Raw genomic sequence first — 24,759 nt, 5'->3', positions numbered from 1 at the left:
CCCTCGGGGATCAGGCACAAGAATCGGCCGCCCTCGACCAACGGCGTCCTGCGCGGCATGGTTGGTATGCGACGATCAGCGCGGTGGGAGCGGGATGCGCGACCGGCCAGGTTCTCACCACCGGGATCCGGGGCACCGGGATCCCGGTGCGGCGGCCCAGTGGCGGACACGTGCCCCGGAGCTTGCCCCGCGCAAGGCCCGACGTCAGCGTCCCACGGATCGAGGAGTCGCCGCGATGTCCAATACCCGGTCGCGGCTGGGACGGCGTCCCATCGCCATCACCGCCCTGGTGATCCTGGCCGCCATCGTCGGCGTCTTCATCGGCCGGGCCTTCGGCGGAGACGGCCGTAGCCCGATGCTCGTGAGCACGCCCCCGAGCACGCCCCCGAGCACGCCCTCAGCGCAGACGGCGGCACCGGAACAGGCTCGGCGCGATGCGGCGACGGAGGCGAAGGCGAACCTGCACGCGACCACGTGCACGACCGTACGGATCATCGCCGGCCAGCCCCGCACCCCCTACTCGCAGTACGCGAGCACACTCGCGAAGCTCATCAGTGATCCGGCGCTGAACGGCGGCAACGGGTGGCGCGCCTTTCCTGATTCGGACACGAGCGGGACGTCCCAGAACCTCAAGAATCTCGGGGTTCCGGAGAACCGGCGCTGCACTCTCGCGCTGGCCCAACTCAACGTGGTGGTGGACGCCCAGAACGGCCGGGGCGACTTCACCGGCGGGGCCGTCGAGGGTCTGAGCCTCGTCGGCCAGATCTATTACGACGTTCTCCAGCTCATCGTCCCGGCCGACTCCAGCATTCACAGCGCGGACGATCTGTGCGGCAAGACGGTCGAAAGCGGACTGCTCGACTCGGGCACCCACCAGATCGCCACCGTGCTGTTCCGTCAGATCACCCGGGTGAAGGGAGCGGGCTGCGTCGTCCGTCCGGTGACCGGGAACCGGATAACCGAGGCGCTCCAGAAACTTCACTCCACCGGCGCGGATCACGCCGACGCGGTCCTGTGGGCGGCGGGCGCTCCCACGATGGCGGTCCAGGAATATAACGACAGCTACCAGAAGATCAAATTCGTGCCACTCGACGACTGGCAGTCGGCGATCCAGCGGGACTGGTACTCCCAGTACCTCGATGTCGGAGCCAACGTCTTCACAAGGGCCGCTATCGAGCCGGGTGACTACAACCTCATCCCGTCCCAGCCGACAGCGACCCTCGCGGTGCCGAACGGCATCGTCGCCAGTAGGTACGCCGATCCCGCGCTGGTCGAGTTCGCCGCCTGGATGATGGACGAGCACTCCGCCGAGTTCAAGGCCACCCTGTGGGCCACTCATCAGGCGCAGGCGCAGGCGCGCCGCCTCGGTTTCGCGACTCCCGGCTCCTTCATCGCGACCAACATCTGCCGGTACGTCCCGCTACATCCGGCGGCGGAGAGATACTATACACATGCGCTCGGTTATCCGACGGGATGCCCGGCCCCGACCCCCTGACCTCCGGTTCACTTGTTGACCCATCAAGAGGGTGGCCCGTAGCGTCGATCCGGGCAGGCGCCAGGCAACGGGCAGGGCGGTACCGGGCAGGGCGACGGTCGATCCGCCGTCATTGTGATGGTTGTGACGAGGGAGAACCCATGGAGAACGCAGTCATCGTCGATGGGGTACGCACGGCGTCGGGACGGGGCAAGCCGGGTGGGGCGCTGTCCGAGACCCATCCGGTGGAGCTGCTGGCCACCGTGCTGAAGGCACTGATCGCCCGTAACGACCTTGATCCGGCGCTGGTCGACGACGTCATCGCCGGGTGTGTTGACCAGGCCGGCGAGCAGGCCGTCAACATCGGGCGCACCGCGGTGCTGTCGGCCGGGTTCCCCGAGTCGGTGCCGGCCACCACGATCGACCGCCAGTGCGGCTCGAGCCAGCAGGCCGCCCATTTCGCCGCGCAGGGGGTGCTCGCCGGCGCCTACGACATCGTCATCGCCGCCGGGGTGGAGTCGATGAGCCGGGTGCCGATGGGCTCCACCACTTTCGGCAAGGACCCCAACGGCCCGAGCCTGCACGCCCGCTACCCGGAGGGCCTGGCCCACCAGGGCATCGGCGCGGAGCTCGTCAGCGCCCGATGGAAGATCAACCGGGAGGACCTGGACATCTTCTCCGCGCGGTCGCACCAGCTCGCGGCGGCCTCCGTCGCGGCGGGGGACTTCGCCGGGGAGATCGTCCCGGTCGAGATCACCCTTCCGGACGGCACGACAGCCCAGCACACCGTGGACGAGACGGTCCGAGCGACCACGACCGTCGAGACGCTGGCGAAGCTCAAGCCGTCCTTCTACACCGAGGCGTACGCCGCCCGCTTCCCGGAGATCACCTGGAACATCACCCCGGGTAACTCCTCCCCGCTGACCGACGGCGCCTCGGCCGTCCTGATCATGAGCGAGACCAGGGCGAACAAGCTCGGCCTGCGGCCACGGGCCCGGTTCCACACGTTCGCGCTCGCCGGGGACGACCCGTTGCTCATGCTGACCGCGCCGATCCCGGCAACCCGCAAGGCGCTCAAGCGCGCCGGTCTGAGCATCGACGACATCGACGCCTTCGAGGTCAACGAGGCGTTCGCGCCCGTGCCGCTCATGTGGGCCCGCGACACCGGTGCCGACCCGGCGAAGCTCAACCCGCGCGGGGGCGCCATCGCGCTGGGCCACCCGCTGGGCGGATCGGGCACCCGCCTGCTCACCACGATGCTCAACTACCTGGAGGCCACCGGCGGCCGTTACGGCCTGCAGACGATGTGCGAGGGCGGCGGCATGGCCAACGCCACCATCATCGAACGGCTCTGACCTCCACCGGCCGACCTCCACCGGCCGATCCGCCGGTATCGGCCTAGCCGGTATCGGTCCACTGGTCCGCGCCCGGTGCACCGTGGGAGCCGGCCCTCACGCCGTGAACGCGGCCACGGTGAGCTGCCGCACGGCGGGATCCCGGCATGCCTGCGTGTCCGGGCCGCTCAGCCGCAGCGCCTCGGTGTTCCCCGGCGGGTACACGCGCAGCGCGGCGACCGGCGCGGTCCCCGAGGGAGGCGTGCAGCTTTCCGCCACGCCGAGATGCAGGATGCGCAGGACCGCCGTCGCGGCACCCCCGGGCACGAGCCGCACCGGCGCACCCGCCGGCCCCGTGTGCTCCGCCGCCGCGCCCACCTGCCGGCCGGCCGCGTCCACGAACGACACGCCGGGGAATCCGCGTACCACGCAGGGGCTGTGACCGATGTTGGTCAGGACCAGCCGTTCGTAGTCGCTGCCCGCGGTTCCCTGGCGGTCGACGCTGCTCAGAGCGAGTTGAGCGGTCCGGCACCGGGCCGCCACGGACGTCGCCGGAGCCGCCACCGCGGTGGCGGTACCCCCGCCGCCCGGGCCCGCGCCGCATCCGGCGACGAAGATCGACGTCGCGGCCAGGGCGAGTACCGCCGGAAGAGCCCTCCCACGAGACCTGTGCATGACGACCTCCTCGTCGCGCGGCGAGCCGGCTTGCCGGCAAGCCACCCGGTGATGTCACCTACTCCCTTCCCACTGCTACCCTCCGTGACACCGTCGGAGATCCGTCATACCGGGCTCCAGCGCTCTTGTTCTCATCGGCGCGTCCGGTTCCTCACCATCGCGTCCGGCCCACGCCCGCCGATCGACCTTTCTCCAGTACCGGGCCTGCCGGGCCACGGCACCGGACTGGCTGACTGGCTGGCCGGCCGGCCCACACAGTGATCTTCTACCGAGGCCCACTCGGGGTCTGGACCGTGCGCCAACCAGAGGTCATCGTGAAACGGACGGGCTATGAAGCGCGTTGTTGCCGCGTGACGGGGTAGGCCCGCGGGCCGGGTCGTCCCGCACCGACCGGAAGGGATCATGAAAGTCTCCGAAGACGCCGGATGTAGTTCCGGCCGACCCACGCGCGAAGAAGCGCCCGCGGGGGTCGACCGATGATCGAGGCGCTTCTGTTGGTACTCAGCCTGGTGCTCGTGGCCGCCTGCGGCGTTTTCGTCGCGGCCGAGTTCGCTTTCGTCACGGTGGACCGGCCCTCGGTGGAGCGGGCCGCCGAACGCGGTGATCGGGGCGCCCGCGGGGTGCTCACCGCGCTGCGCGGTCTGTCCACCCAGCTGTCCGGCGCCCAGCTCGGGATCACCGTCACCAACCTGATGATCGGTTTTCTGGCGGAGCCCGCCATCGCACGGCTGCTCGAGGGGCCGATCACCTCGCTCGGCGCCTCGGACGGGCTCGCCCGGGCGGCGTCGGTGGCGATCGCTCTGGTCCTCGCGACGGGCCTGACGATGGTGTACGGCGAGCTGCTCCCGAAGAACCTGGCGATCGCCCATCCCCTCGGCACCGCGTTGGCGGTGCAGGCTCCCCAGCGTGCCTTCACGAAGGCCACCGGCCTGCTGATCCGCTCGCTGAACATCACGGCGAACGCGGTGCTGCACCGCCTCGGCATCTCGCCACGCGAGGAGCTGGCCTCGGCCCGTTCGGCTCAGGAGCTGTTCTCCCTCGTCGGGCGGTCCGCCGAGCACGGCACCCTCTCCCACGAGACGGCGACGCTGGTGCAGCGCTCCCTGCTGTTCGGTGACCGGACCGCCGAGGACGTCATGACACCCCGGATGCGCATGCGCACCATCCACGCCGACGAACCGGTCAGCGAGGTCATCACCCTCACCCGGCGCACCGGGCACTCCCGCTTCCCGGTACTCGGCACGGACAGCGACGACGTCGTGGGCCTCATCCACGTGAAGAACGCGGTCGCCGTCCCCGAAGACGCCCGGGACCATACCCCGGTACGCGACGTGATGGTCCCGCCGGTGACCGTGCCCTCGACGATCCTGCTCGACCCCCTGCTGGAGACACTGCGTGCCGGCGGCATGCAGATAGCGATCGTGGTTGACGAGTTCGGCGGCACCGACGGGCTGGTCACCGCCGAGGACCTCATCGAGGAGATCGTCGGCGACGTCGTCGACGAACACGACCGGGTCAGCCCGCGCGCCCTGCGCCGGCGGGACGGCAGCTGGCTGCTCTCCGGCCTGCTGCGCCCGGAGGAGGCCCGCAACGTCACGGGGATCGACATCCCCGCGGACGACACCTACCAGACCCTGGGCGGTCTGATGGCCCGGGCGCTGGGACGCATCCCCCGGGCGGGCGACACGGCGGCCGTGGAGGGCGTGCGGTACACCGTCGAGCGGATGGACGGCCGGCGGGTCGACCGGATCCGTCTGGGCCCGATCGCACCGACGGACGCCACGCCGGAGACGGATGCGGATCCACCGGTCGCGGACCCCGCGGATCGCCGCCCCGGCGCAGACCCGGCAGACCCCGCAGACCCGGCAGACCCGGCAGACCCGGCAGACCCGGCAGACCCGGCAGACCCGGCCGCCGAGGGGGCCGAGGGGGCCGAGGAGGCCGAGACCGCCTCGGCCGGAAGGGCGGGGTGGGGATGACCGACCTGCTGGCGATCGTCGCCACCGTCGTCCTGCTGGCGCTGAACGCGCTGTTCGTCGGGGCCGAGTTCGCGCTGATCTCGGCCCGGCGGTCGAACTTGGAGCCGATGGCCGAGGCGGGCTCACGACTGGCAAAGATCACCCTTGGGGCGATGGAGAACGTCTCGTTGATGCTCGCCGGGGCGCAGCTTGGCGTCACCGTCTGCACCCTGGGCCTCGGCGCTCTCGGGGAACCGGCGGTCGCGCATCTGCTCCGCGGGCCGTTCGAGGCGGCCGGGATGCCCTCCGCCCTGCTGCACCCGGTGGCCTTCGCCATCGCGCTGGGCCTGGTGACCTTCCTGCACGTGGTCGTCGGCGAGATGGTCCCGAAGAACATCGCGCTGGCGATGCCGGAGCGTGCGGTCCTGCTGCTCGCCCCGCTCCTGGTCGGAGTCGTCCGAGGCGGCAAGCCGGTCATCGCGCTGCTCAACACGATCGCGGCCGTGTCGTTGCGGCTCGTCGGTGTCGAACCGAAGGACGAGATCGCGAGCGTCTTCACCCGCGACGAGGTCGCCGGACTCATCGAGGAGTCGCATCGGGAGGGTCTGCTCGCCGAGGACGAGCACGACCTGCTGACCGGGGCGCTGTCGTTCGAGGAACGCACCGCGCGTGCCGTCCTGCTCCCGCCGGACGGGCTGGTCACCGTGTCCCCGGCGGTCACTCCCCGGCAGGTCGAACAGCTCGCCGCGCGCACCGGATTCACCCGCTTCCCGGTGCGGGACCCCGAGGGCGGGCTGATCGGCTACCTGCACCTCAAGGACGTGCTGGAGACCCGGCCGGAGCGGCGGTCCAGCTCGGTCGCGGCCAAGTGGATCCGGCCGCTGGCCCGGGTCGGCGCCGACGACAACCTGCGGACGGCACTGGCGACAATGCAGCACTCCGGCGCGCATCTGGCCAGGGTCACCGACGCCGACGGTACGGTCCTCGGGCTCGTCGCGCTGGAGGACATCCTGGAGGAGCTGGTCGGGGAGATCCGCGACGACGCCGTTCGCACGGCCGTGGTCCCCACCCACCAGCCCGCCTGAACCGTCCGGTCCCGTATCTCCCGTATCTCCCCGGCTACCTTGCCTATCCAGGCCTATCCAGAGGCTTTTGTGCCTGATTTATCCCTCTGGATAGGCAAGGTGGGGATCAGCGGCGGGGGTCCCGGGCGACGATGACCGCCATCGACGGCGCCCACCAGTAGCTGCAGTCCGCCGGCGGCTGCAGGCCGTCAACGACGCGCACGCTGAAGGTGCGGAAGTAGCGGAGCAGGGCCCGCTGATGCCGCCGGGACACCGAGTCGATCTCGTTCGAGTAGTAGGTGAACGAACCGCCGTCGGCCAGGTGGTCGGCGGCGTGCGCGAAGAAGTGCTCGGCGAAGGTGGAACTGCGCACGAAGTACTCGTCGACCTCGGTCTCGTCAAGGGGGTAGGTGTCAAAGAGGATGCCGTCGAACCGGCCGAGGCCGGGCATGGTCTCCTGCCAACGCCCGGTGACGATCTCCACCCCGCGGCGCCCCGCGGGGCGGGCCCACTGCTCGGCGACGCGCACCGTGGCCGGGTTCGCCTCGATGATCGTGTGCCGGGCCGGACCGATCTCCTGGACGAACCCGGCGGACAGGCCCAGGCCGAACCCGACCTCGAGGACGGTACCGCCCGGCCGGGTCACCTCGGCGGCCAGCGCCCGCATCAACGGCGCCTCCCAGGTCTGCATCACCTCCTGGCCGGAGACGAGCAGCGTGCCGTCGACCACCGCGGGGACCGCCGCGTCGATGGCTGTGTCGATCGTCGGACGAGGCGCCCCGGCCACCATCGTGCCGGCCGTCTCATCCAGCGCGCTGAGATCGGCGACGAACTCGTCAAGGGCCCGGTCGAGCAGCAACCGCCGTGGCTCCTCGGAGACCGGGGCGAGCAGGGAGCGCGAGGTCGGGGTCAGTGTCACGTCGAACTTCGCCGCACGGCGGAGCACAGGACCTCCCAGATCATGCATCTTTGCCGGTATTGCGCTATGTTCCATCCATACTGGTTCTGTCCATACTGCGATCTTCCATCCCTTACTGCGATACTCGGCCTGTGCACCCGCACCCGTCCAGGCATCCGCCATATCTGAGAGGGTCGCCGGTCTCGGCGCACCTTGGGAGCGGGGCACGGTGACGGGGACGACACCACCTCCGCTGCCCGGCGACGCCGTGCGCCCGCTTCAGCTGACCGATCCGCGGCGGCTCGGGGTCTACCAGGTGATCGGCCGGCTCGGGCAGGGCGGCATGGGCACCGTCTTCCTCGGCCGGGCACCCGACGGAAGCGCCGTCGCGATCAAGATGATCAGGCCGGAGCTCGCGCAACGGCCCGAATTCCGCGCCCGGTTTGCCCGCGAGGCCGAGAGTGCTCGTCGGGTCCGCCGGTTCACCACGGCCGCCGTGCTGGACGCTGATCCGTACGGGCCCCAGCCCTATCTCGTGACCGAGTTCGTCGAGGGTCCGACGCTGTCGAGGCGCGTCTCCGTACGGGGGCCGCTGCGGCCCGCCGATCTCGAACAGCTCGCGGTCAGCGTGACGACCGCCCTGAGCGCCATCCACGCGGCCGGGATCGTGCACCGCGACCTCACCCCCGGCAACGTCCTGCTGTCCCCGGTCGGCCCCAAGGTGATCGACTTCGGCCTGGCCCGCGAGTTCAACGCGGACACCGACCTGAGCCACAACGTCCGGCACGCCATCGGTACGCCCGGTTACATGTCCCCGGAGCAGATCCTCGACGCACCGATCACCTCGGCGGTCGACATCTTCGCCTGGGGCGCCGTCATAATCTTCGCCGCCACCGGGCACGCGCCGTTCGGCACCGGTCGCATCGACGCCATTCTCTACCGCATCGTCAACGAGCCGCCGCGGCTCGACGGAGTTGGCGGCGAGTTGCGCAACCTCGTCGAGATCGCGATGGCGAAGGACCCGGCGGCCCGGCCGAGCGCGGAGGAGCTGCGGACGGCGCTGATCGGCGGGGGTACCCTCCCCGCGCGCCTGGAGCCCGGCTCCATACCGTCCGGACCGCCCGGCGCCGGGCCCACCGGACGTGCCCGCCGCTGGGCTCGGCGCAGGCCGTCAGGCGCCGCGGGGTCGGTGCCCAGGTCGGAGCCGCCGCCCCGCGGCACGGGCAGCACCGGCAGCACCGGCAGCACCGGCGGTACCGCCGCGAACGTGGCGGACATGCCCGTCACCCAGCTGTCCCCGCCGCCTGTCGCCTCGCCGCCGCCGATCCCAGCCCGGACCCCGCCGCCGATACCGGCCCGGACCTCCCCGCCGCGTGGACAGCCCGGGTCGGTACCCCCGCATCCAGCAGGAACCCCACACCCGCCGGCACCCAGCCCATCACCACCGGCCCCATCACCACCGGCCCCATCCAGGCTGCGGTGGTCTCGGACGGCACTGCTCGTCGCCGGACTCGCCATCGCGATCACCGCCGCAACGGTGCTGATCATCGTGCCGCGCGGCGGTGGCCCGTCGCCGGTGTCGGCGGCCGACCGCGCGTCCATCTCGTCGCGCCTGGCCGCGGACGCGGCGGCCCAGCGGGCCCGGCAACCGGACCTGGCCGGCCGGCTGAGCCTCGCGGCCTACCGGATCGCCCCGACGGAGGCCGCGCGCGCGGCCGTCCTCGCGTCCTTCGCCCAGTCCACCGCCGCGCGGATCCCCGCCGGCCCCGCGGCCTTCTCCGACATCGCGCTCAGCCCGGACGGCACGACCCTCGCCGGCACCGACGACACCGGCAGCCTCCACCTCTGGAAGGTCGACGCTGCCGGCCGGCCCACCGCCACCACCGGGGGCTCCGCGAACGACCATGCGCACGGCGTCGTGTTCGACCGCTCGGGCACCCGACTCGCGACGGGTGGGGAGACCGACGCCGGCCGGCTCTGGGACATCGCCGATCCGGCGCGCCCCCGGCCGCTCAGCACGCTCGACCCCCAGGCCACGCCGGTCCATCGGCTCGCGTTGTCGAGCAGCGCGCATCTGCTCGTCACCGCCGGCGAGGACTGGTCGGTGGGGCTGTGGGACGTCGCCGACCCGGCGCGGCCCGTCTCGATCCAGTTGCTGATCGGCCGCGCCGGGCCGGTGACGGATGTGGCACTGCGGCCGGACGGCGCCGTCCTCGCCATCGCCGGCGCCGGCGGCCCCGTGCAACTGTGGAACGTCCGCGACCCCCGCAGGCCCGTCCAGACGGCCTCGGTGCCCGGCCACACCGGTGCGGTGAACACCGTCGCGTTCAGTCCGGACGGACGGCGGCTGGCCACCGGCGGCGACGACCGGATCCTGCAGGTCTCCGACGTCGGCGATCCCGACCATCCGCGGGTCCTGCGCCGGCTGTCCGGCCACACCGCCCCCGTCGCCGCCGTCGCCTTCACCACCGACGATCATCTGGTGAGCGCGGACGGCGGTGGCGCGGTCGCCTACTGGGACCTCTCCGCCCCCACACCCCCGATGACCCCCCTGGGCGTCCTGGACGCACCCGCCCGGGCGGTGGCCGGGACCGGCACCGAGACCGTCGCGCTGACCACCGACAAGGGGTCGGTCCTCCTCGGGACGCTCGACCCGGCCAGGCTGCGCCGGCTGGCCTGCGCCAAGCCGGGCGCGGCCCTGAGCCCGGCCGAATGGAGCCGGCTCGTTCCCCGCCTCCCCTACACCGACTCCTGCTCCGGTTAGGACCGCTCCCCGGTCCGGTTAAGGCCCGTTCTCCCGCTCCGGTGCGGACCGCTCCCCGGCGCCGTCCGGCACGTCACGCCCCGGGGCCCGGCGACGCCGACAGCCGAGCTCACCCGCACGCCCGGTCCTCACCCGCGGCCGCTCGCCGGTGACCGCCCCCGCACGCGGGGGCGGTCGGGGGCGGGGGGCGGCTAGGCCGGTACGGGTCCCACGCCGGCCGTCAGGCTCGCGAGCTTGGCGACGTTCTCCCCGACCGTGTCGTCGTTGCGGGGGACGTAGTGCGCGTCGAAGGCGATCTTCCGGCCGTTCGCCAGGTAGTAGCGCAGGAAGGCGGCGGTCGCTGGCCGGCGCAGGGCGTCCGTGCGGGCGTAGACGAACAGCGGCTTGCACAGCGGCAGGTAGAGGCCGGTACCGACCGACACGGCGTTCGGCGCGACGCACCCGTCACCATTGTTGATTTCGACGCCGCGCAGCTTGGTGCCGAAGGTCTCGTAGGTGGGGAAGTCGAGGTAGCCGATGGCCGAGCGGTCGGCGGCCACGTCGTTGGCGACCCCGCTGAGATCGGTCTGCCGGTAGTCGCGGGACCGGTCACTGGCGTCACTGATCGTGGCGTTGAACACCTGCGCCTGCACGGAGCCGCGCGGCGGCCCGACAAACGTGATCGGCTCGTCCGGGAACGACGGGTCGATCTGGCTCCACCGGGTGACGGCGGAACCGGCCCCCCACACCTGCTTGACCTGCTGCAGGGTCAGACAGTGCAGCCAGGTGTTCCGCGGGTTGACCACGATCGGCAGGGTGTGGTGCGCCACCTCGAACCCGACGACCTTCTTCTCGCAGTCGGGGTTCTTGATGAACCCGGGATTGAGTTCGAACGAGGCGTCGGCGATGTCGGCCTTGCCGCTGCACAGCGCGGCGAAACCGTCCTCGGTCGTCGTGGACTCGATGCTGACGGTGACGTTGCGCTGGACCTGACGAAATTCGTTATAGGCGGTCTCGGTAATCGGGGCGACCTCCGAGGATCCCGCCACCCGGACGAGGTTCGCGGCGGAGGCGGGTGGCCCGGTCGGGCCGGTGGCGGATGGGGCCGGCGACGCGGTGACCGCCGGGGCGGCCACCGCATCCGCCCCGGAGCCCGCCCCGGAGTCACGGCCGGTCAGCACCACGGCGAAGGTCGTCCCGAGAGCCAGGAAGAGGACCACGACAATGGCGGCGACGACCGCGGCCCGCCGGGAGCCGAAGATTCCCCGGCCGTCCCCGGCGGAGGCACCGTGCGGGCCGCCCACACCGCCCGTCGAGAAGTCCGAGGGCAGGTCGAGCTTCCCCGGCGGCCCGAGCAGAACGTGGTCCCGATCGGCGCCCACCGTCATGAGGCCGGGTGGGATCCGGTGACCGGACGTGTCGGACGGGCCCGGCCCGCCGACGACGATCCCCGGCGGCGGGGAATCCGCCGCGCCACCCGAGGAGATCATCGTGTCGTCCCCGGCGCCCAAGCCGTGCGGCGCGGAGCCGTCCGGGCCGCTGAGCACCGTCGCCGCGGCCGTCACGCCGTCCGCCTCCGGCACGCCTCGGATCCCGGCCGGACCCGCCGCGCCCGCGAACCCCCTCGGCCCGGACAGCCCCCTCGGCCCGGACAGGAAGGGCGGCCGCGAGACCAGGTCCGCGGCGTCCGGCGGCCGGATCACCGCGGTGACGTCGGAGGGTTCCTGAGCAGAGGGTTCCTGGGCGTCACCGACCTCGCCCGACGCGCCGAAACCGCCGGCGGTCACCGCCCCGACGGCTCCAAAGGCCGCGGGCGCACCCGGAACACCCGGAACACCCGGAACACCCGGAACACCCGGTGCACTCCCGGCGCCGACGGCGCCGAACCGGTCAGCGAGGTCGGCGGCGAGCAGTGCCGCGCCCATCGCCACATCCGCGTCCGAACCGTGGTCGATCCGGCCGATCCCGCTGAAGGTCTCCCGCAGCCGGCGGGCCACCAGCGGAAGGTGGGAGATCCCGCCGGACAACAGGATCCGGGACAGCTCGGCGGAGGTCACCGGCACCGAGCGGAGCGCCCGGCGAAAGGTCATGATTGTGTCATCGACAATCGGGCCGATGAGGGTCTCCAGCTCCGCCCGGCTCAGCGTGACGAAGGTATCGGCTCCGGGAAGGGAGACCGGAACGTCAACCTCGTCCTCACCGGAAAGGATCTCCTTCGCCTGCGCGCATTCCCGCCGCAGCCTGCCGAGCGCGGTCCGGATCATCGGGTCGGAACGGTCGAGCGCCGCACGCTCGACACCCGCGCCGGTCAGCACCCGGTCGACCAGGAGCTCGTCGAGCTCGAGGCCGGCGCCGTGGCGCAGACCCGCGGCCAAGCCGAGCAGCTGGAACCCGAACGGCGAGAAGGACAGGATCCCCGTGTCGAGGAAGCCGGCGCCGAAGTCGTACCATCCGACCAACTCGACGGTCTGGGTCGAGGAGCCGTGAGACAGCAGGGTTCCGATCGCGTCGGCGGCCGGGAACGCCGCGACGGGCACCGTGACATCGGAGAGCTGGCTCACGGCGTCCGCGAACACCTCGCGCCGGGCCGCCGACCAGAACGTCGGGAACGTCACGACGACCTGGTCCGGTTCCGACCCGAGCTGCTCGGTGGCGGCCGTGACGAGGTAGGACACCAACCGGGCAATCAGCCCCTCCCGGCTGTAGGCGGCACCCCCGAGCAGAACGGGACCGCTGTCCCCGAGTGGGCGCAGGAGGTCGGTTGCGGCACGCTCGGGGTCGACCAGCGACCGGCGGTCCGCCGAGCGCGCGAACTGCAGGCCACCGGCCGGGGCGGCGTAGATCACCGACGGCAGGCGACGCTGACCGCTCAGCTCGAGCACGCGGGGCCAGCCTCCGTCCGCCACCCCGACGATCGTGTTCGCGGACCCGAGGTCGATACCCAGCTGATAGCTCACCGCGTCTCCCGAAACCCACGCGATCATCACGGCGACCGGAGCCACGGTACTCCGCTCGGCCGCCGGAGATCCTTCCACTCCCGTTACCACGATCATCGTAGACGTTTGACCAGGCAATATTTGTGTCCGGGAGCGGACAAAATATTTCCGGCTCCCGTTGAGCCGGTGAGCAGGTCCCTGAGTTGCCGAATGGTGCCGGACGGTGCCGAATGGTGCCGAGCCCCGGCCCGACCGGCCTGCCGTGGGCGGAACTGTGGAGGGTTAGGCACAGTCCAGCGGCCGTGGGCCGTTCCTAACCCTCCACACTTTTCCGTCGTGGCTTTCCGTCGCGGCTTTCCGCGGCGTCGGAGGGTGCCGCGGCCCGGCCCTCGTGGGCGGCCAGGCCATCATGCGCGGCGAGGATGGCGTCGGCGGCCAGGCTCGGGGGGAGGGTGCCGTCGCGGACCCGCCGTTCAAGGTCCGGAGTGATCTCGCGGACCCCCGGATCGGCCCGCAGGCCCGCGAGCAGCCGATCGTGGACCATCGCCCACATCCAGTCGACCTGCTGGCGGCGGCGGCGGGCGGCGAGTTCGCCGGAGGCGTCGAGGGTGTCCTGATGCTTGACGATCTGCGCCCAGACAGTGTCCAGCCCCGTCCGCTCCACCGCGCTGCACGTCAGCACCGGGGTGTTCCAGTCCCGGAGACCGGCGGGGCCCTGCAGCAGCCGCAGCGCGCCGGCGAGTTCCCGGGCGGCACGGCGGGCGTCGAGCTCGTGCGGCCCGTCGGCCTTGTTCACCGCGATGACGTCGGCGAGCTCCAGCACCCCCTTCTTGATGCCCTGGAGCTGATCCCCCGTGCGGGCCAGGGTCAGGAACAGGAAGGTGTCGACCATGTCGGCGACGGTCGTCTCCGACTGGCCGACGCCGACCGTCTCGACCAGGACAACGTCGTAGCCCGCCGCCTCCATGACGACCATCGCCTCGCGGGTCGCCTTGGCGACGCCACCGAGCGTCCCCGCGGTGGGCGAGGGCCGGATGAACGCCGCCGGATCGGTGGACAGCGCCGCCATCCGGGTCTTGTCCCCCAGGATGCTGCCGCCGGTACGCGTCGAGGAGGGGTCGACGGCGAGCACCGCCACCTGGTTTCCCTTCCCGGTGAGCATGGTGCCCAGCGCGTCGATGAACGTCGACTTGCCCACCCCGGGCACCCCGGTGATGCCGATCCGACGGGCCTTGCCCGCGTGCGGCAGCAACGTCACCAGCAGCTGCTGCGCGAGCTCCTGGTGGTCGGGCCTGGTGGACTCGACGAGGGTGATGGCCCGCGCGATCCAGGTCCGCGACGAGGCCAGCACCCCGTCGGCGTACTCACCCGGATCGATCGGTCGTCGGGTCACCATGCCGGATACCATGCCGGATCTGCCGTCACTCGGGGCGGGTCAGGCCGCGGGGTGAGCGGGGTGAGCGGGGTGACCGAGCTGGGCCGACAGGGTCGCGAGCAGGTCCAGCGCGGCGTCGGCGATGACCGTGCCGGGCGGGAAGATCGCGGCGGCGCCGGCGGCCCGCAGCTCGTCGAAGTCGCCGGGAGGGATGACCCCGCCGACCACGATGAGGATGTCGGGCCGATCGAGCGCGGCGAGCTCCTCGCGCAGCGCGGGCACCAGGGTGAGGTGGCCGGCGGCCAGCGAGTTGACGCCGATGATCTGGACGTCCGCCTCGACGGCCTGGCGGGCGACCTCGGCCGGGGTCTGGAACAGCGGGCCGACGTCCACGTCGAAGCCGAGGTCGGCGAACGCGGTGGCGATCACCTTCTGGCCGCGGTCGTGACCGTCCTGGCCCATCTTCGCGACCAGGATCCGGGGCCGGCGACCCTCGGCGCGTTCGAAGGCGGCGGCGGCCTCGCGGGCGGCGACGATGTTACCGGCGGGTCCCGCCTCGTCCCGGTACACCCCGGAAATGGTACGGATCTGGCCCGCGTGACGCCCGTAGACCTTCTCCAGCGCGTCGGAGATCTCCCCGACCGTCGCCTGAGCCCGGGCCGCGTCGACGGCGAGCGTCAGCAGGTTCTGCTCCAGCCCGGGGCCGCGGCGCCCGTCGCGGGCCGCGTCGGCCGCCGCGGTCAGGGCGTGCAGCGCCGCCTCCACCGCGGCCGGGTCACGGTCGGCGCGCAGCCGGCGCAGCTTCTCGATCTGCTCGGCGCGCACCGCCGAGTTGTCGACCTTGAGCACCTCGATGCCCTCGTCCGCGTCGACGCGGTACTTGTTCACTCCGATCAGCGGCTGGCGGCCGGAGTCGATGCGGGCCTGGGTGCGGGCGGCGGCCTCCTCGATACGCATCTTCGGGATCCCAGCGTCGATGGCCTGCGCCATGCCGCCCGAGGCCTCGACCTCGTCGATGTGCTCCCAGGCCCGGCGGGCCAGGTCGTGGGTGAGCCGCTCGACGTAGTAGCTGCCGCCCCACGGGTCGATCACCCGGGTGGTGCCGGACTCCTGCTGCAGCAGCAGCTGGGTGTTGCGGGCAATACGGGCCGAGAAGTCCGTCGGCAGGGCCAGCGCCTCGTCGAGGGCGTTGGTGTGCAGCGACTGGGTGTGCCCCTGGGTGGCGGCCATCGCCTCCACGCAGGTGCGCACCACGTTGTTGAACACGTCCTGGGCGGTCAGCGACCAACCCGAGGTCTGCGAGTGGGTCCGCAGCGACAGCGACTTGGCGCTCTTCGGGGTGAACTGGTTGACCAGCCGCGACCACAGCAGCCGGGCCGCGCGCAGCTTGGCGACCTCCATGAAGAAGTTCATGCCGATCGCCCAGAAGAACGACAGCCTTGGTGCGAACGCATCGATGTCCAGCCCCGCGCCCAGCCCTGCCCGGATGTACTCGACCCCGTCGGCCAGGGTGTAGGCGAGCTCCAGATCGGCCGTCGCCCCGGCCTCCTGCATGTGGTAGCCGGAGATCGAGATCGAGTTGAACCGCGGCATCCGCCGCGAGGTGAAGGAGAAGATGTCCGAGATGATCTGCATCGACGGCTGCGGCGGGNAGATGTAGGNGTTGCGGACCATGAACTCCTTGAGGATGTCGTTCTGGATGGTCCCGGCGAGCTGCCCCGGGGCCACCCCCTGCTCCTCGGCCGCGACGATGTAGAGCGCCAGCACCGGCAGCACGGCGCCGTTCATGGTCATCGACACGCTCATCTTGTCCAGCGGGATACCGTCGAACAGCTGGCGCATGTCGAGGATGGAGTCGATGGCGACGCCGGCCATGCCGACGTCGCCGGTGACCCGTGGGTGGTCGCTGTCGTAGCCGCGGTGGGTCGGCAGGTCGAAGGCGACCGACAGGCCCTTCTGCCCGGCGGCGAGGTTGCGCCGGTAGAAGGCGTTCGACGCGGCGGCGGTGGAGAACCCGGCGTACTGGCGGATGGTCCACGGCTGGGTGACGTACATCGCCGGGTATGGGCCGCGCAGGAAGGGCGCGATCCCCGGGTAGGTGCCCAGGAAGTCCAGGCCCGCGGTGTCGGCGGCGGTGTAGAGCGGCTTCACCGCGATGCCCTCGGGGGTATCCCAGGTCAGCGCGTCGGCGTCCTTGCCGGTCGCCGCCTCCAGGGCGGCCCGCCACTCACCCTCCGCCGTGTCCGCCCCGGCCGGCGTGGTGCCCAGCTCCACCGCGGAGAAGTCCGGGATCATCGTGGCACGTTGCGAGCTGTCCGTGGACATCAGGCCACCCCAACCTCGGCGAGCGCCGCCCGCAGCACGGCGACGGCGTCGCATCCAGTGAACACGTACCCGCCGATGCCCGCGGCGGCGTCGGTCCGCGCGCGCGCACCGGCCTGGCCCGCGAGCCACACCCGGCTCGCCCCGGCGGCCCGCAGCGCCTCGGCGACCGGCCCGGCGTGCTCGGCGTATACCTTGTCGGCCGAGCACAGACAGGCCACGGTGGCCCCGGAGGCGCTGAACGCCGCCGCGATCGACGCCGGGTCCGTGCCCGGGCCGGACGTCGGAGTCTCGAACCCGCCCGCCTGGAACAGGTTGGCGGCGAAGGTGGCGCGCGCGGTCGAGGCCGCCGCGCTGCCCAGGGTGGCCAGGAAGACCACAGGCCGGCCGCCCGTCGCCGCCAAGTGCGCGTCGGAACGGGCGCGCAGCTCCTCGAAGGTGAGGTCGTAGGTGACCTCCGGCAGCCCGGCGCCCACCGCCGTGGCGGCCTCCCCGCCGGCGCCGGCGGGGCTCGCGGCGGGCACGGGGCTCGCGGCGGGCACGGGGCTCGCGGCGGGCACGGGGCTCGCGGCGGGCACGGCGGGCCGCTCGGGGAGCTTCTCGCCCAGGTTCGGGAACTCGCTCACCCCGGTGATCGGGTCCCGCCGGTGGGCGATCGCGTCGGAGCGCGTCGCCCAGGTGGCCGCGATCCGCTCGGCGACGAGCCCGGACCGCAGGCCGGCGACGATCCCGCCGGCCCGCTCGATCTCGGTGAACCAGGCCCAGGCCGCCTCGGCGAGCCCGGCGGTGAGCGACTCGACGTACCAGGAGCCACCGGCCGGGTCGGTCACCCGGATCAGGCTCGACTCCTCCTGCAGGAGGGCCTGGGTGTTGCGGGCGATCCGGCGGGAGAAGTCGTCGGACCGGCCGAGGCGCGTGTCGAACGGCAGGACAGTGACCGCGTCGGCGCCGCCGACACCGGCGCCGAAGCAGGCCAGCGTCGTGCGCAGCATGTTCACCCAGGGATCCCGGCGGGTCATCATCGCCGCCGAGGTGACCGCGTGCTGACGCTGGGCCCGGTCGGCCGGCTCAGCGCCGCACATCTCGGCGACCCGTGACCACATCCGGCGGGCGGCCCGCAGCTTCGCGATCGAGGAGAACTGATCGGCGGTGACCGCGTAGCGAAACTCGATCTGGGCGAGCGCCTCGGCAAGGCTCAGGCCGGCCTCGGTGAGCTCCCGCAGGTAGGTGACGCCGGTGGCCAGTGACGCCCCAAGCTCCTCGGCGTCACTGCCACCCGCGCGGTGGTACGGCTGGGCGTCGACGACGAGGGCGCGGATCCCGGGGAACTCCCGCACGCACCGGCCGGCGAGCGACACCGCCTCGGCGAGGCCCACCGGGCCGCCGGCCGGCAGGCCGGTCCGCGCGGCCAGACCGATCGGGTCGGCGCCGAGGCTGCCCGTGAGCTGCGAACCGGGCAGGCCGCGGGCGGCGACGAGGCCGAAGAACTCCTCGGCGGCCGCGGCGGTGAGCTCCCCCGCGTCCAGCACGATCGGCGCGAGGTCGAGGTAGACCTCGCGCAGCACCGCGCCGAGCCCGCCGATCGGCAGACCGGCGGGCCCCAGCCGCAGCCAGAGCGAGGTGGCGCCGTTCTCCAGATCGGCGAGGACCGCTTCGGCGGCGAGCGTGGCATCGGGGTTGTCATGCAGCGCGCGGACATCCCACCCGCCGGTGCCCGCGCCCTGCGCCCGCCCACCCCGCACGAACGGGGCGAACCCCGGCAGGCCCACCCCGCCGGCGGGGGTGTTCTCGGCGGTGTAGAGCGGACGGATCCGCAGACCGTCGTAGGTCCGCGTGGCCAACAGCTCCTCGACCTCGCCGGGAGTAGTCGCCTCGGTCGCCACGCCGGACTTGCGCAGCACCTGCAGGACGAGCGTCTGCCAATCGGCGCGCGTCGCCTCCGGAAAGTCTGCGGCCAGCGACAACCCGGCCGATGGAACGCTCATGTTCCGGATCGTAGGCCCGGGGGACCCAGGCGGCCTGGAATGTACTTCCCGTCACAACGCCTTGCGCGCGTTTCGCCGGATCGTGTCCCTGCTCACGATGCCCACAGCCGCTCAGCCACCGCGGCTGTGCCGGCGGCGGACGCCTCAGCGACCGCTCTGGACGCCTCGGCCCGCTCGGCCGCCCGCGCCGCCAGGACCCGGGTCACCGCCGAGACGACCCGCTCCGGATGCCAGGTCACGTCGGCCACGCTGAAGCGCAGCACCGTCCAGCGCAACGCGGCGAGGATGTTGCCGCGATGACGGTCCTGGTAGATCATCGCCGGCGGGCTGGTGGCCGAGAAGGTGTCCGCCTCCACGTCGAGTCGCTGCGCCGGCCAGGCGAGATCCAGCCGGGTGATGATCTGACCGGTCCCGTCCATGACCGGCCACTGCAATTCCACGGGCGCGAGCCCGTTGTCGGCCAGCAGCAGCCGCAGCCGGGTCTCCAGGGGGGTCTCGGCCCGGCCGTCGGCCAGCGACCACCAGTCGGTCGTCTGCCGGAAACCGCGCCGCCCCTCGGCGGCCGCCCGTGCCCCCGCCAGGCTCGGCACCAGGCCGCGGTGCAGGGCTGCGTCCAGGTGGGCGACCGCCACCTCACGCGACTGGGCGGCCAGCACGAGATCCGCCAGCGTCCGCTCCGGCGAGGTGAGTGGGATCCCACCCAACTCGACGCGCTGGTCGACGTCGAGATCGCTGAAGTGCAGCCGGATCCCGCGCGGCTGGGCCCGGGTCTGCCGAGCCGGAAGAAGAAGGTGCACGGGTTCGGCGGAGCTTTCCGGAACCTCGAGCGGAAAACCGTGGAGCCGGGCGGCGGTGATCCCGCAGACGACGGCTCGGGGACGCCCGATGAGCGCGGCCCTTACCCGTGCAGAAAATGGCGAGAAGAAGACCGGGAGAATCGGCGTTGTATTTTCACCGCCGACGACCGACGCCGCGTGTCCGGGGCCCGCGGTGATGGCACCATGGCGCTTTCTTCGTCGGCGCGCGACGTCGTTACGGACAAGTCCGGCGGATTCCTTCTCCCGGATTTCAGAATGCTCGGCGCGCCGCCGGTCCCCCGGCCGCGGGACGTCGTTGACGGAGCCGGGGAGCTCCGTCGGGCCGAGAGGTACGACGAAGACACCGCGCACCGGATGGCTCCACTGGCCAGAGTGGACGAGCTGGCGCAGCTGGCCGCGGGTCAACCCAGCGGCCATCGCCTGCCGGTAGGTGATCGCACCCCCCTGGCGACCGGCGATGCGGACCGCGGGGTCGAAACCGGGATAGCGCACGGGACGGGTCGGCGGGGACGAGGCCGAAGCGGAAAACGTCATGGACCGAGAATCCATCAGGTAGCCCCGGTAATCCAGCGCCACAGGCCACCTGTGGATAACTCCTCACAGGAGGACGACGAACGTAGGGCCCAGCGGTAACCCAGCCGGCTGTCACCGGAACCATTTCCTCAAGCTGGCTTCGGAAGCGTAGCCGCTACCTGGCCGAGTTGCTTGCGCGAATGTACGATAACGACGGCGTGCACCGTCCGATAACGTAAGATAGTCCACGGACGGCCGGTTCGACGGACGGCCGGCTGGTCAGCCACGGATCAGCAACGCGATCGCCACGGTCGCACCGAGCGTGATGACCACGCCACGTAGAACGTTCGGTCGTAGCCGGCGGGCCACCCGGGCACCGATCGTCCCACCGAGCAGGGATGCGACCACGAGGATGCCGGCGAACCCCCACGAGGCCTTCGCGGTGACCAGGAAGACCGCCACTCCCACCGCGTTGGCCCCGAACGCGAGCAGCGTCTTCAGCGCGTTGGTGCGCTGCAGGTCGTCGGTGAGCAGAATGCCCAGCACCCCAAGGAGCAGCACCCCGAGCCCCGCGCCGAAATACGATCCGTAGGCTCCCGCGACGAAGATCCCGAGCCGAGTCGGCCAGGTCACCCGGTCGGAGGCGAGCGAACCGGAGGCGGGCGACAGCAATGCGGCCGCGGGCGAACCGGATGGCCCGGATGGCGCCGACTCCGGCGGCCCGCCACCCGCCGCCGTGCTGGCTCTCCGGCGTGCCACCACGGCCGCGAGCCGGGACTGAGCCGCCAGAAGCAGACAGGAGACCAGCACCAGGTACGGAACCAGCGCCCGGAAGCTGTCGGAGGGCGTGGCCAGCAGCACAACGGCGCCGGCCAGACCGCCGAGCAGAGCCGGCGGTCCCAGGGCACGCAGCCGGACGGCCTGCCCGGCAAGCTCGCGGCGGTAGCCCAGCGCCCCACCGGCGTACCCGGTGACCAGCCCCACCGATGAGGTGATGTTGGCGGTCAGCGCCGGCAGACCGGTGGCGAGCAGCGCCGGGAAGGCGATCAGGGTCCCGCCGCCCGCGATCGTGTTCACCGCGCCCGCGAGCAGACCCGCCCCGCCCGCGAGCAGGGCATCGGCTGGTCCCACGTGTCCTCTATGCCGATGGAAGGAAGGGTGACGGGGTGACGGGGTGACGGGTTCGGCGCAGTGCGGCCGGTCCGGCTCAGAGGTCGAACTCCTCCGGGTTGATGCCGACCGCGAAGCACGCCTCCCGCACGACGGCCTGCTCCGTCTTGTCGAAGTTGCCATCGGCCCCGCCGATGACGATCCCGATCTGGATGACCGCCCTGGCCTCCGCCGGCTTCTTCTTCGTCTTCCCGATCTCCTGGAGGATGGAGACCTTGCCGAACTCGAAATCGGCCTGCAGCTTGCCGACATAGTCGTTGAAGCGACGCTGGAGATCATCCGCGGGAAAGTTGTTGAGCACGTCGTTGGAGATGATCAGTGCGGCGACCCGCTGCCGCTCGGCCGGGTCGATGGTCCCGTCCGCCGCGGCGACCAATGCGCACATCGCCATGCTGGCATCGCGGAAGGCACCGCTCTTCAGGTCGTTTTTCTTGGCGTTCAGCTGGCCCTGCATCGTCTGGGCGGACTGACGCAGCTGGTTCCAGATCGGCACCTGGGCTCCCTCGCACGGTGACGTATCACTAGATGGTTCCTCGCAGGTCAACGCATGACCGCCCGGACATGCTCCCACCGGCTGGCCGAGGGTCAGGAACCGGCACCGCCGCGAACGCGGTTGAGCCGGTCCACCGCCGCCTGCGCGTCACCGATCGTGGCGAAGTCGACCGCGACGAACGTCGGGATCCGCCCGCGCTCCTGGCGACAACGCTGTGCCCGGGTAAACACGGTCTCGGCGGCGTTCGCGCCGAGGGCGGCACGGCGGCTGGGCGCGGCGGCGGTGAGCCAGTGGTTCATCAGGAGCAGCGAGGCACCGTCCACGCCCCGGTTGCGGGCGCAGGTTCGCAGATCCTCGGGTTTCTTCGCATCGAACGGAGTGTCCTCGGCATACCGGTAGAAGCTGCGCAGGAACGTGCCCGGCAGGTCCTGCCGCTCGGTGAAGACCACCAGGCGTCGGCCCGAGGCGACCATCTCGCGCAGGGTCGGCCATCGGCCATGCGGATCCTCCGGCGGCGTCGTCACCATCCCCGCGAGGCCCGCGGCCGCCACGCCGCCGGCGATCTCGCTCGCCGGCACCTCATTATCCTGGATGATCAGCGTCACGACCTCGGTGGGATTACGGTTCATCCAGTCCCGGACCCGAGTCAGCTCCGCCACGAAGTCGAGGGAGCCGAGCTGGCACAGGTCATGGCACAGCCAGGTGCCGGGGCGTTCCGACCGGGCGCCTCGCGTCAGCGGGGCGAGCGCGTCGCGGGTCGCGGGCGGCAGGGTCTGCAGATAGGCGTCGACCTGGGTCGGCGATGTCCAGTGGTGCACGTCGAGCAGCAGGGCGCGCACCCCCAGGTCGAGCTGGTGCGTGATCGCCGGGTCCTGGGCAGGCCCGAGAAACCGGTCCTCGCTGGTGGCCATCGCGTTGTGGGTGGCCAGGTAGCTCACCTGGTCATAGCGCCGGTCGCACAGCGCCTGCTGGCTGTTGCAGAGCTTGCGGGCCTCGGCGGCGGCGCCCGGGAAGGCCGTCCAGGTCACGATGATCATCAGGGGCGCCGCGAGGGCGAACGCCGTGGCGACCCGGCGCCGCCGGCCGGTCCGGTTCCACCGGGCGGACACCGCGACGAGCCGCGACAATCCGTAGCCGACCAGGCCGGCCACCAGCGTCCAGGCCACGATCCGCAGGAAGTCGCTCTCGAGCGTGCCGTAGGCGCGCGAGGAGAAGTCGACCAGCACTGCGCCGGCTCCCGGCGGCAGGGGCGACGACGACCTGTCCAGCGAGGTCAGCGGATTCGGCAGCGCGATGCGCAGGACGACGCCGAGCAGCCCCGCACCAACGCCGGCGAGGACCACCGCACCGGTCGCGGCCCGGACCCGGGACACCCCCCGCCGCCCGGCCAGCACGACGATGCTGACCATGGCCGCCGTCATGATCAGGGCGAGCAGGAGGGAGACCCACACCAGGGTCGCGGCGACGTCGTGCAGCCGGTCGATCGCGACGATCATCGGCCGGTCACGCAGATCCGACAGACGGACCCCGAGATCGAGGGTGGATCCGTGGAGATACACCTGGAGCCGGCCGATGGCCGTCTCGTCGCCCCGGAAGACCTCCGGACCGACCAGCGCCAGCGCTCCGGCGATGTTGCCCGACCTCAGCAGGGCGCGCAGCGGAGCCTCGATGCGCGCCCGGGTGTCGGCGTCCACCCGGTCCAGCACCACGGGCAGGACGCGGTCGGTGTCCTGCGGGGAGAGCTCGATCGTGGGCAGGGACTTCGGCGGGCGCCCGGCGGCGATGTCGTCGAGCGCGGTGACGACACCGTGGGTGAACTCCTGCACGGTGGTGACCTGGTAGCTGGTGCCGGCGCCCAGTTCACCGGCGACGTACCGGTTGGCCAGGCCCGAGATGTTGTCGAAGATCGGCCGGAGATCGACGGCGAGTTCGACGTCGTCCGTGTCGGCCCGCAGGTAGGCGACGATCCGGTTGATCTGCTCGTCGGTCATCGCCTGGATCGTCGACGGGGGCAGCACCGTGCGCAGGTTCGCGGTGACGAGGGAGCTGTCGATCGGGAGGCCGGCCAGCAACGTGTCGACCGCGGGATCGGGCAGTACCTGGGTGTAGACGCGGTCGAAGGCGTCGGCCCGGTTCAGCGACTGCGAATAGAAGGCCGGGTTCAGCACGGTCCGCCACGCGGTGATGACGACGACCAGCGGCAGCCAGCAGAGCACGACGAGGGCGACGAGGGCGACGTGCGCGAGGCGCCCCCGCTCCCCTCCTCGGCGACCCATGGCCTACCGACAGACAGGCAGACCCGGATGGGCCCGCAGACCCGGATGGGCGACGTCCGCCAGCATCTCCTCGATGCGGGCCGCAACCTCGTCCGGGCTGCCGGAACCGTCCACCGTGCGCAGTAGGCCACCCCGCTGGTAGTAGCGGCGCAGTGGTGCGGTCTCCTGCTCGAAGACCTTCAACCGGCGACGGGCGGTGTCCTCCGCGTCGTCAACCCGGTCCTCGGTGCGGGACCGGCGCCGGATGCGGTCGAGCACCTCGTCGACGTCGACGTCGAGGTCGACGACCGCGTCGAGCGGGCCGCGGGTCGCCACGAGCATCCGGTCCAACGCCTCGGCCTGGGGGTAGGTCCGGGGGAACCCGTCGAACAGGAACCCCACCGCACAGTCGACGCCGCTCTCGAGCCGGTCGGCGACGATGTCGAGCACGATCTCGTCGGGGACCAGCTCGCCCGCGCGGACGTAGCGCTCCGCGCGACGGCCCAGCGGCGTACCCGCGGCAATCTGCCGGTCGAACAGCCGGCCGGTCGAGATCGAGGGGATGCCGTGCCGGGCGCTGATGCGAGCGCCCTGGGTTCCCTTGCCGGAGCCAGGTGGACCGAGCAGCACGAGCCTCATGGCACTGAACGGTACCGCCGCAGGTCACCAGGCGGGTCGGCGAGTCCGGTCAATCGCCGCGGATCCGGCATGGAGCAAGGCAGATCACATGAATCTTCGGCCGAAAA

General features: G+C 71.9%; 16 protein-coding genes. 5 read left to right on the top strand and 11 right to left on the bottom strand.

Features of this window, described 5'->3' with window-relative positions:
• Positions 1–235: 235 nt before the first annotated feature.
• Both BMG523DRAFT_RS01660 and BMG523DRAFT_RS01655 read left to right on the top strand, forming a co-directional pair.
• The gene (locus tag BMG523DRAFT_RS01660) at positions 236–1,495 is read left to right on the top strand and encodes a TAXI family TRAP transporter solute-binding subunit (RefSeq protein WP_043590181.1); all 1,260 of its coding nucleotides are present in this window, start codon (positions 236–238) and stop codon (positions 1,493–1,495) included.
• A gap of 140 nt (positions 1,496–1,635) precedes the next feature.
• Entirely contained in the window at positions 1,636–2,829 is a 1,194-nt protein-coding gene (locus tag BMG523DRAFT_RS01655) for a thiolase family protein (protein ID WP_011437382.1), read from the top strand.
• A gap of 96 nt (positions 2,830–2,925) precedes the next feature.
• Here the strand turns inward: BMG523DRAFT_RS01655 and BMG523DRAFT_RS01650 are convergent, their stop codons facing one another.
• Positions 2,926–3,483: a DUF4232 domain-containing protein gene (locus tag BMG523DRAFT_RS01650; protein ID WP_011437383.1), complete on the bottom strand. Its 558-nt coding sequence runs from the start codon at positions 3,481–3,483 to the stop codon at positions 2,926–2,928.
• A gap of 476 nt (positions 3,484–3,959) precedes the next feature.
• On the opposite strand from BMG523DRAFT_RS01650, the gene BMG523DRAFT_RS01645 reads away from it, so the two are divergent.
• Both BMG523DRAFT_RS01645 and BMG523DRAFT_RS01640 read left to right on the top strand, forming a co-directional pair.
• The gene (locus tag BMG523DRAFT_RS01645) at positions 3,960–5,462 is read left to right on the top strand and encodes a hemolysin family protein (protein ID WP_043590179.1); all 1,503 of its coding nucleotides are present in this window, start codon (positions 3,960–3,962) and stop codon (positions 5,460–5,462) included.
• On the top strand, positions 5,459–6,526 hold the full coding sequence (locus BMG523DRAFT_RS01640; protein WP_011437385.1) for a hemolysin family protein: 1,068 nt from the start codon (positions 5,459–5,461) through the stop codon (positions 6,524–6,526). Before BMG523DRAFT_RS01645 ends, BMG523DRAFT_RS01640 begins: the two co-directional genes overlap by 4 nt.
• A 106-nt stretch (positions 6,527–6,632) precedes the next feature.
• On the opposite strand, the gene BMG523DRAFT_RS01635 is transcribed toward BMG523DRAFT_RS01640, so the two are convergent.
• On the bottom strand, positions 6,633–7,451 hold the full coding sequence (locus tag BMG523DRAFT_RS01635) for a class I SAM-dependent methyltransferase (RefSeq protein ID WP_023840798.1): 819 nt from the start codon (positions 7,449–7,451) through the stop codon (positions 6,633–6,635).
• Positions 7,452–7,632: 181 nt separating this feature from the next.
• Between BMG523DRAFT_RS01635 and BMG523DRAFT_RS01630 the strand changes: the two genes are divergently transcribed.
• Positions 7,633–10,167, top strand: a complete 2,535-nt coding sequence (locus BMG523DRAFT_RS01630) for a WD40 repeat domain-containing serine/threonine protein kinase (protein ID WP_043590177.1) — start codon at positions 7,633–7,635, stop codon at positions 10,165–10,167.
• Between the two features lie 191 nt (positions 10,168–10,358).
• Here the strand turns inward: BMG523DRAFT_RS01630 and BMG523DRAFT_RS01625 are convergent, their stop codons facing one another.
• The 9 genes from BMG523DRAFT_RS01625 to BMG523DRAFT_RS01585 all read right to left on the bottom strand — a co-directional run bounded on the left by BMG523DRAFT_RS01625 (position 10,359) and on the right by BMG523DRAFT_RS01585 (position 24,652).
• Entirely contained in the window at positions 10,359–13,103 is a 2,745-nt protein-coding gene (locus BMG523DRAFT_RS01625) for an Hsp70 family protein (RefSeq protein ID WP_043590209.1), read from the bottom strand.
• A gap of 292 nt (positions 13,104–13,395) precedes the next feature.
• A complete protein-coding gene (meaB, locus tag BMG523DRAFT_RS01620) occupies positions 13,396–14,478 on the bottom strand; it encodes a methylmalonyl Co-A mutase-associated GTPase MeaB (RefSeq protein ID WP_049761101.1) in 1,083 nt (360 codons plus the stop codon).
• Positions 14,479–14,517: 39 nt separating this feature from the next.
• Positions 14,518–16,782, bottom strand: a complete 2,265-nt coding sequence (gene scpA / locus BMG523DRAFT_RS01615) for a methylmalonyl-CoA mutase (RefSeq protein WP_043590175.1) — start codon at positions 16,780–16,782, stop codon at positions 14,518–14,520.
• Positions 16,782–18,764 carry a methylmalonyl-CoA mutase subunit beta gene (locus tag BMG523DRAFT_RS01610; protein WP_011437391.1) on the bottom strand — a complete coding sequence of 661 codons (1,983 nt, stop codon included), beginning with the start codon at positions 18,762–18,764 and terminating at the stop codon, positions 16,782–16,784. The genes scpA and BMG523DRAFT_RS01610 overlap by 1 nt, the downstream gene beginning before the upstream one ends.
• A gap of 92 nt (positions 18,765–18,856) precedes the next feature.
• A complete protein-coding gene (locus tag BMG523DRAFT_RS01605; RefSeq protein WP_232235051.1) occupies positions 18,857–20,116 on the bottom strand; it encodes a type IV toxin-antitoxin system AbiEi family antitoxin domain-containing protein in 1,260 nt (419 codons plus the stop codon).
• A 258-nt stretch (positions 20,117–20,374) separates the two neighbouring features.
• Positions 20,375–21,226 carry a sulfite exporter TauE/SafE family protein gene (locus BMG523DRAFT_RS01600; protein ID WP_011437393.1) on the bottom strand — a complete coding sequence of 284 codons (852 nt, stop codon included), beginning with the start codon at positions 21,224–21,226 and terminating at the stop codon, positions 20,375–20,377.
• Positions 21,227–21,302: 76 nt separating this feature from the next.
• Positions 21,303–21,758 (bottom strand): tellurite resistance TerB family protein, encoded by a 456-nt coding sequence (locus BMG523DRAFT_RS01595; protein WP_011437394.1) that lies wholly within the window; start codon positions 21,756–21,758, stop codon positions 21,303–21,305.
• Between the two features lie 92 nt (positions 21,759–21,850).
• The gene (locus BMG523DRAFT_RS01590; RefSeq protein WP_011437395.1) at positions 21,851–24,034 is read right to left on the bottom strand and encodes a membrane protein; all 2,184 of its coding nucleotides are present in this window, start codon (positions 24,032–24,034) and stop codon (positions 21,851–21,853) included.
• Positions 24,035–24,037: 3 nt separating this feature from the next.
• Positions 24,038–24,652 (bottom strand): adenylate kinase, encoded by a 615-nt coding sequence (locus BMG523DRAFT_RS01585; RefSeq protein ID WP_011437396.1) that lies wholly within the window; start codon positions 24,650–24,652, stop codon positions 24,038–24,040.
• Positions 24,653–24,759 lie beyond the last annotated feature (107 nt).

The sequence above is a fragment of the Frankia sp. BMG5.23 genome (assembly GCF_000685765.2).
In the GTDB taxonomy this organism is placed as follows: Bacteria; Actinomycetota; Actinomycetes; order Frankiales; family Frankiaceae; genus Frankia; species Frankia casuarinae.
The sequence above is the reverse complement of the archived record's forward strand: the minus strand, read 5'-3'. Positions and strand labels throughout refer to the sequence as shown.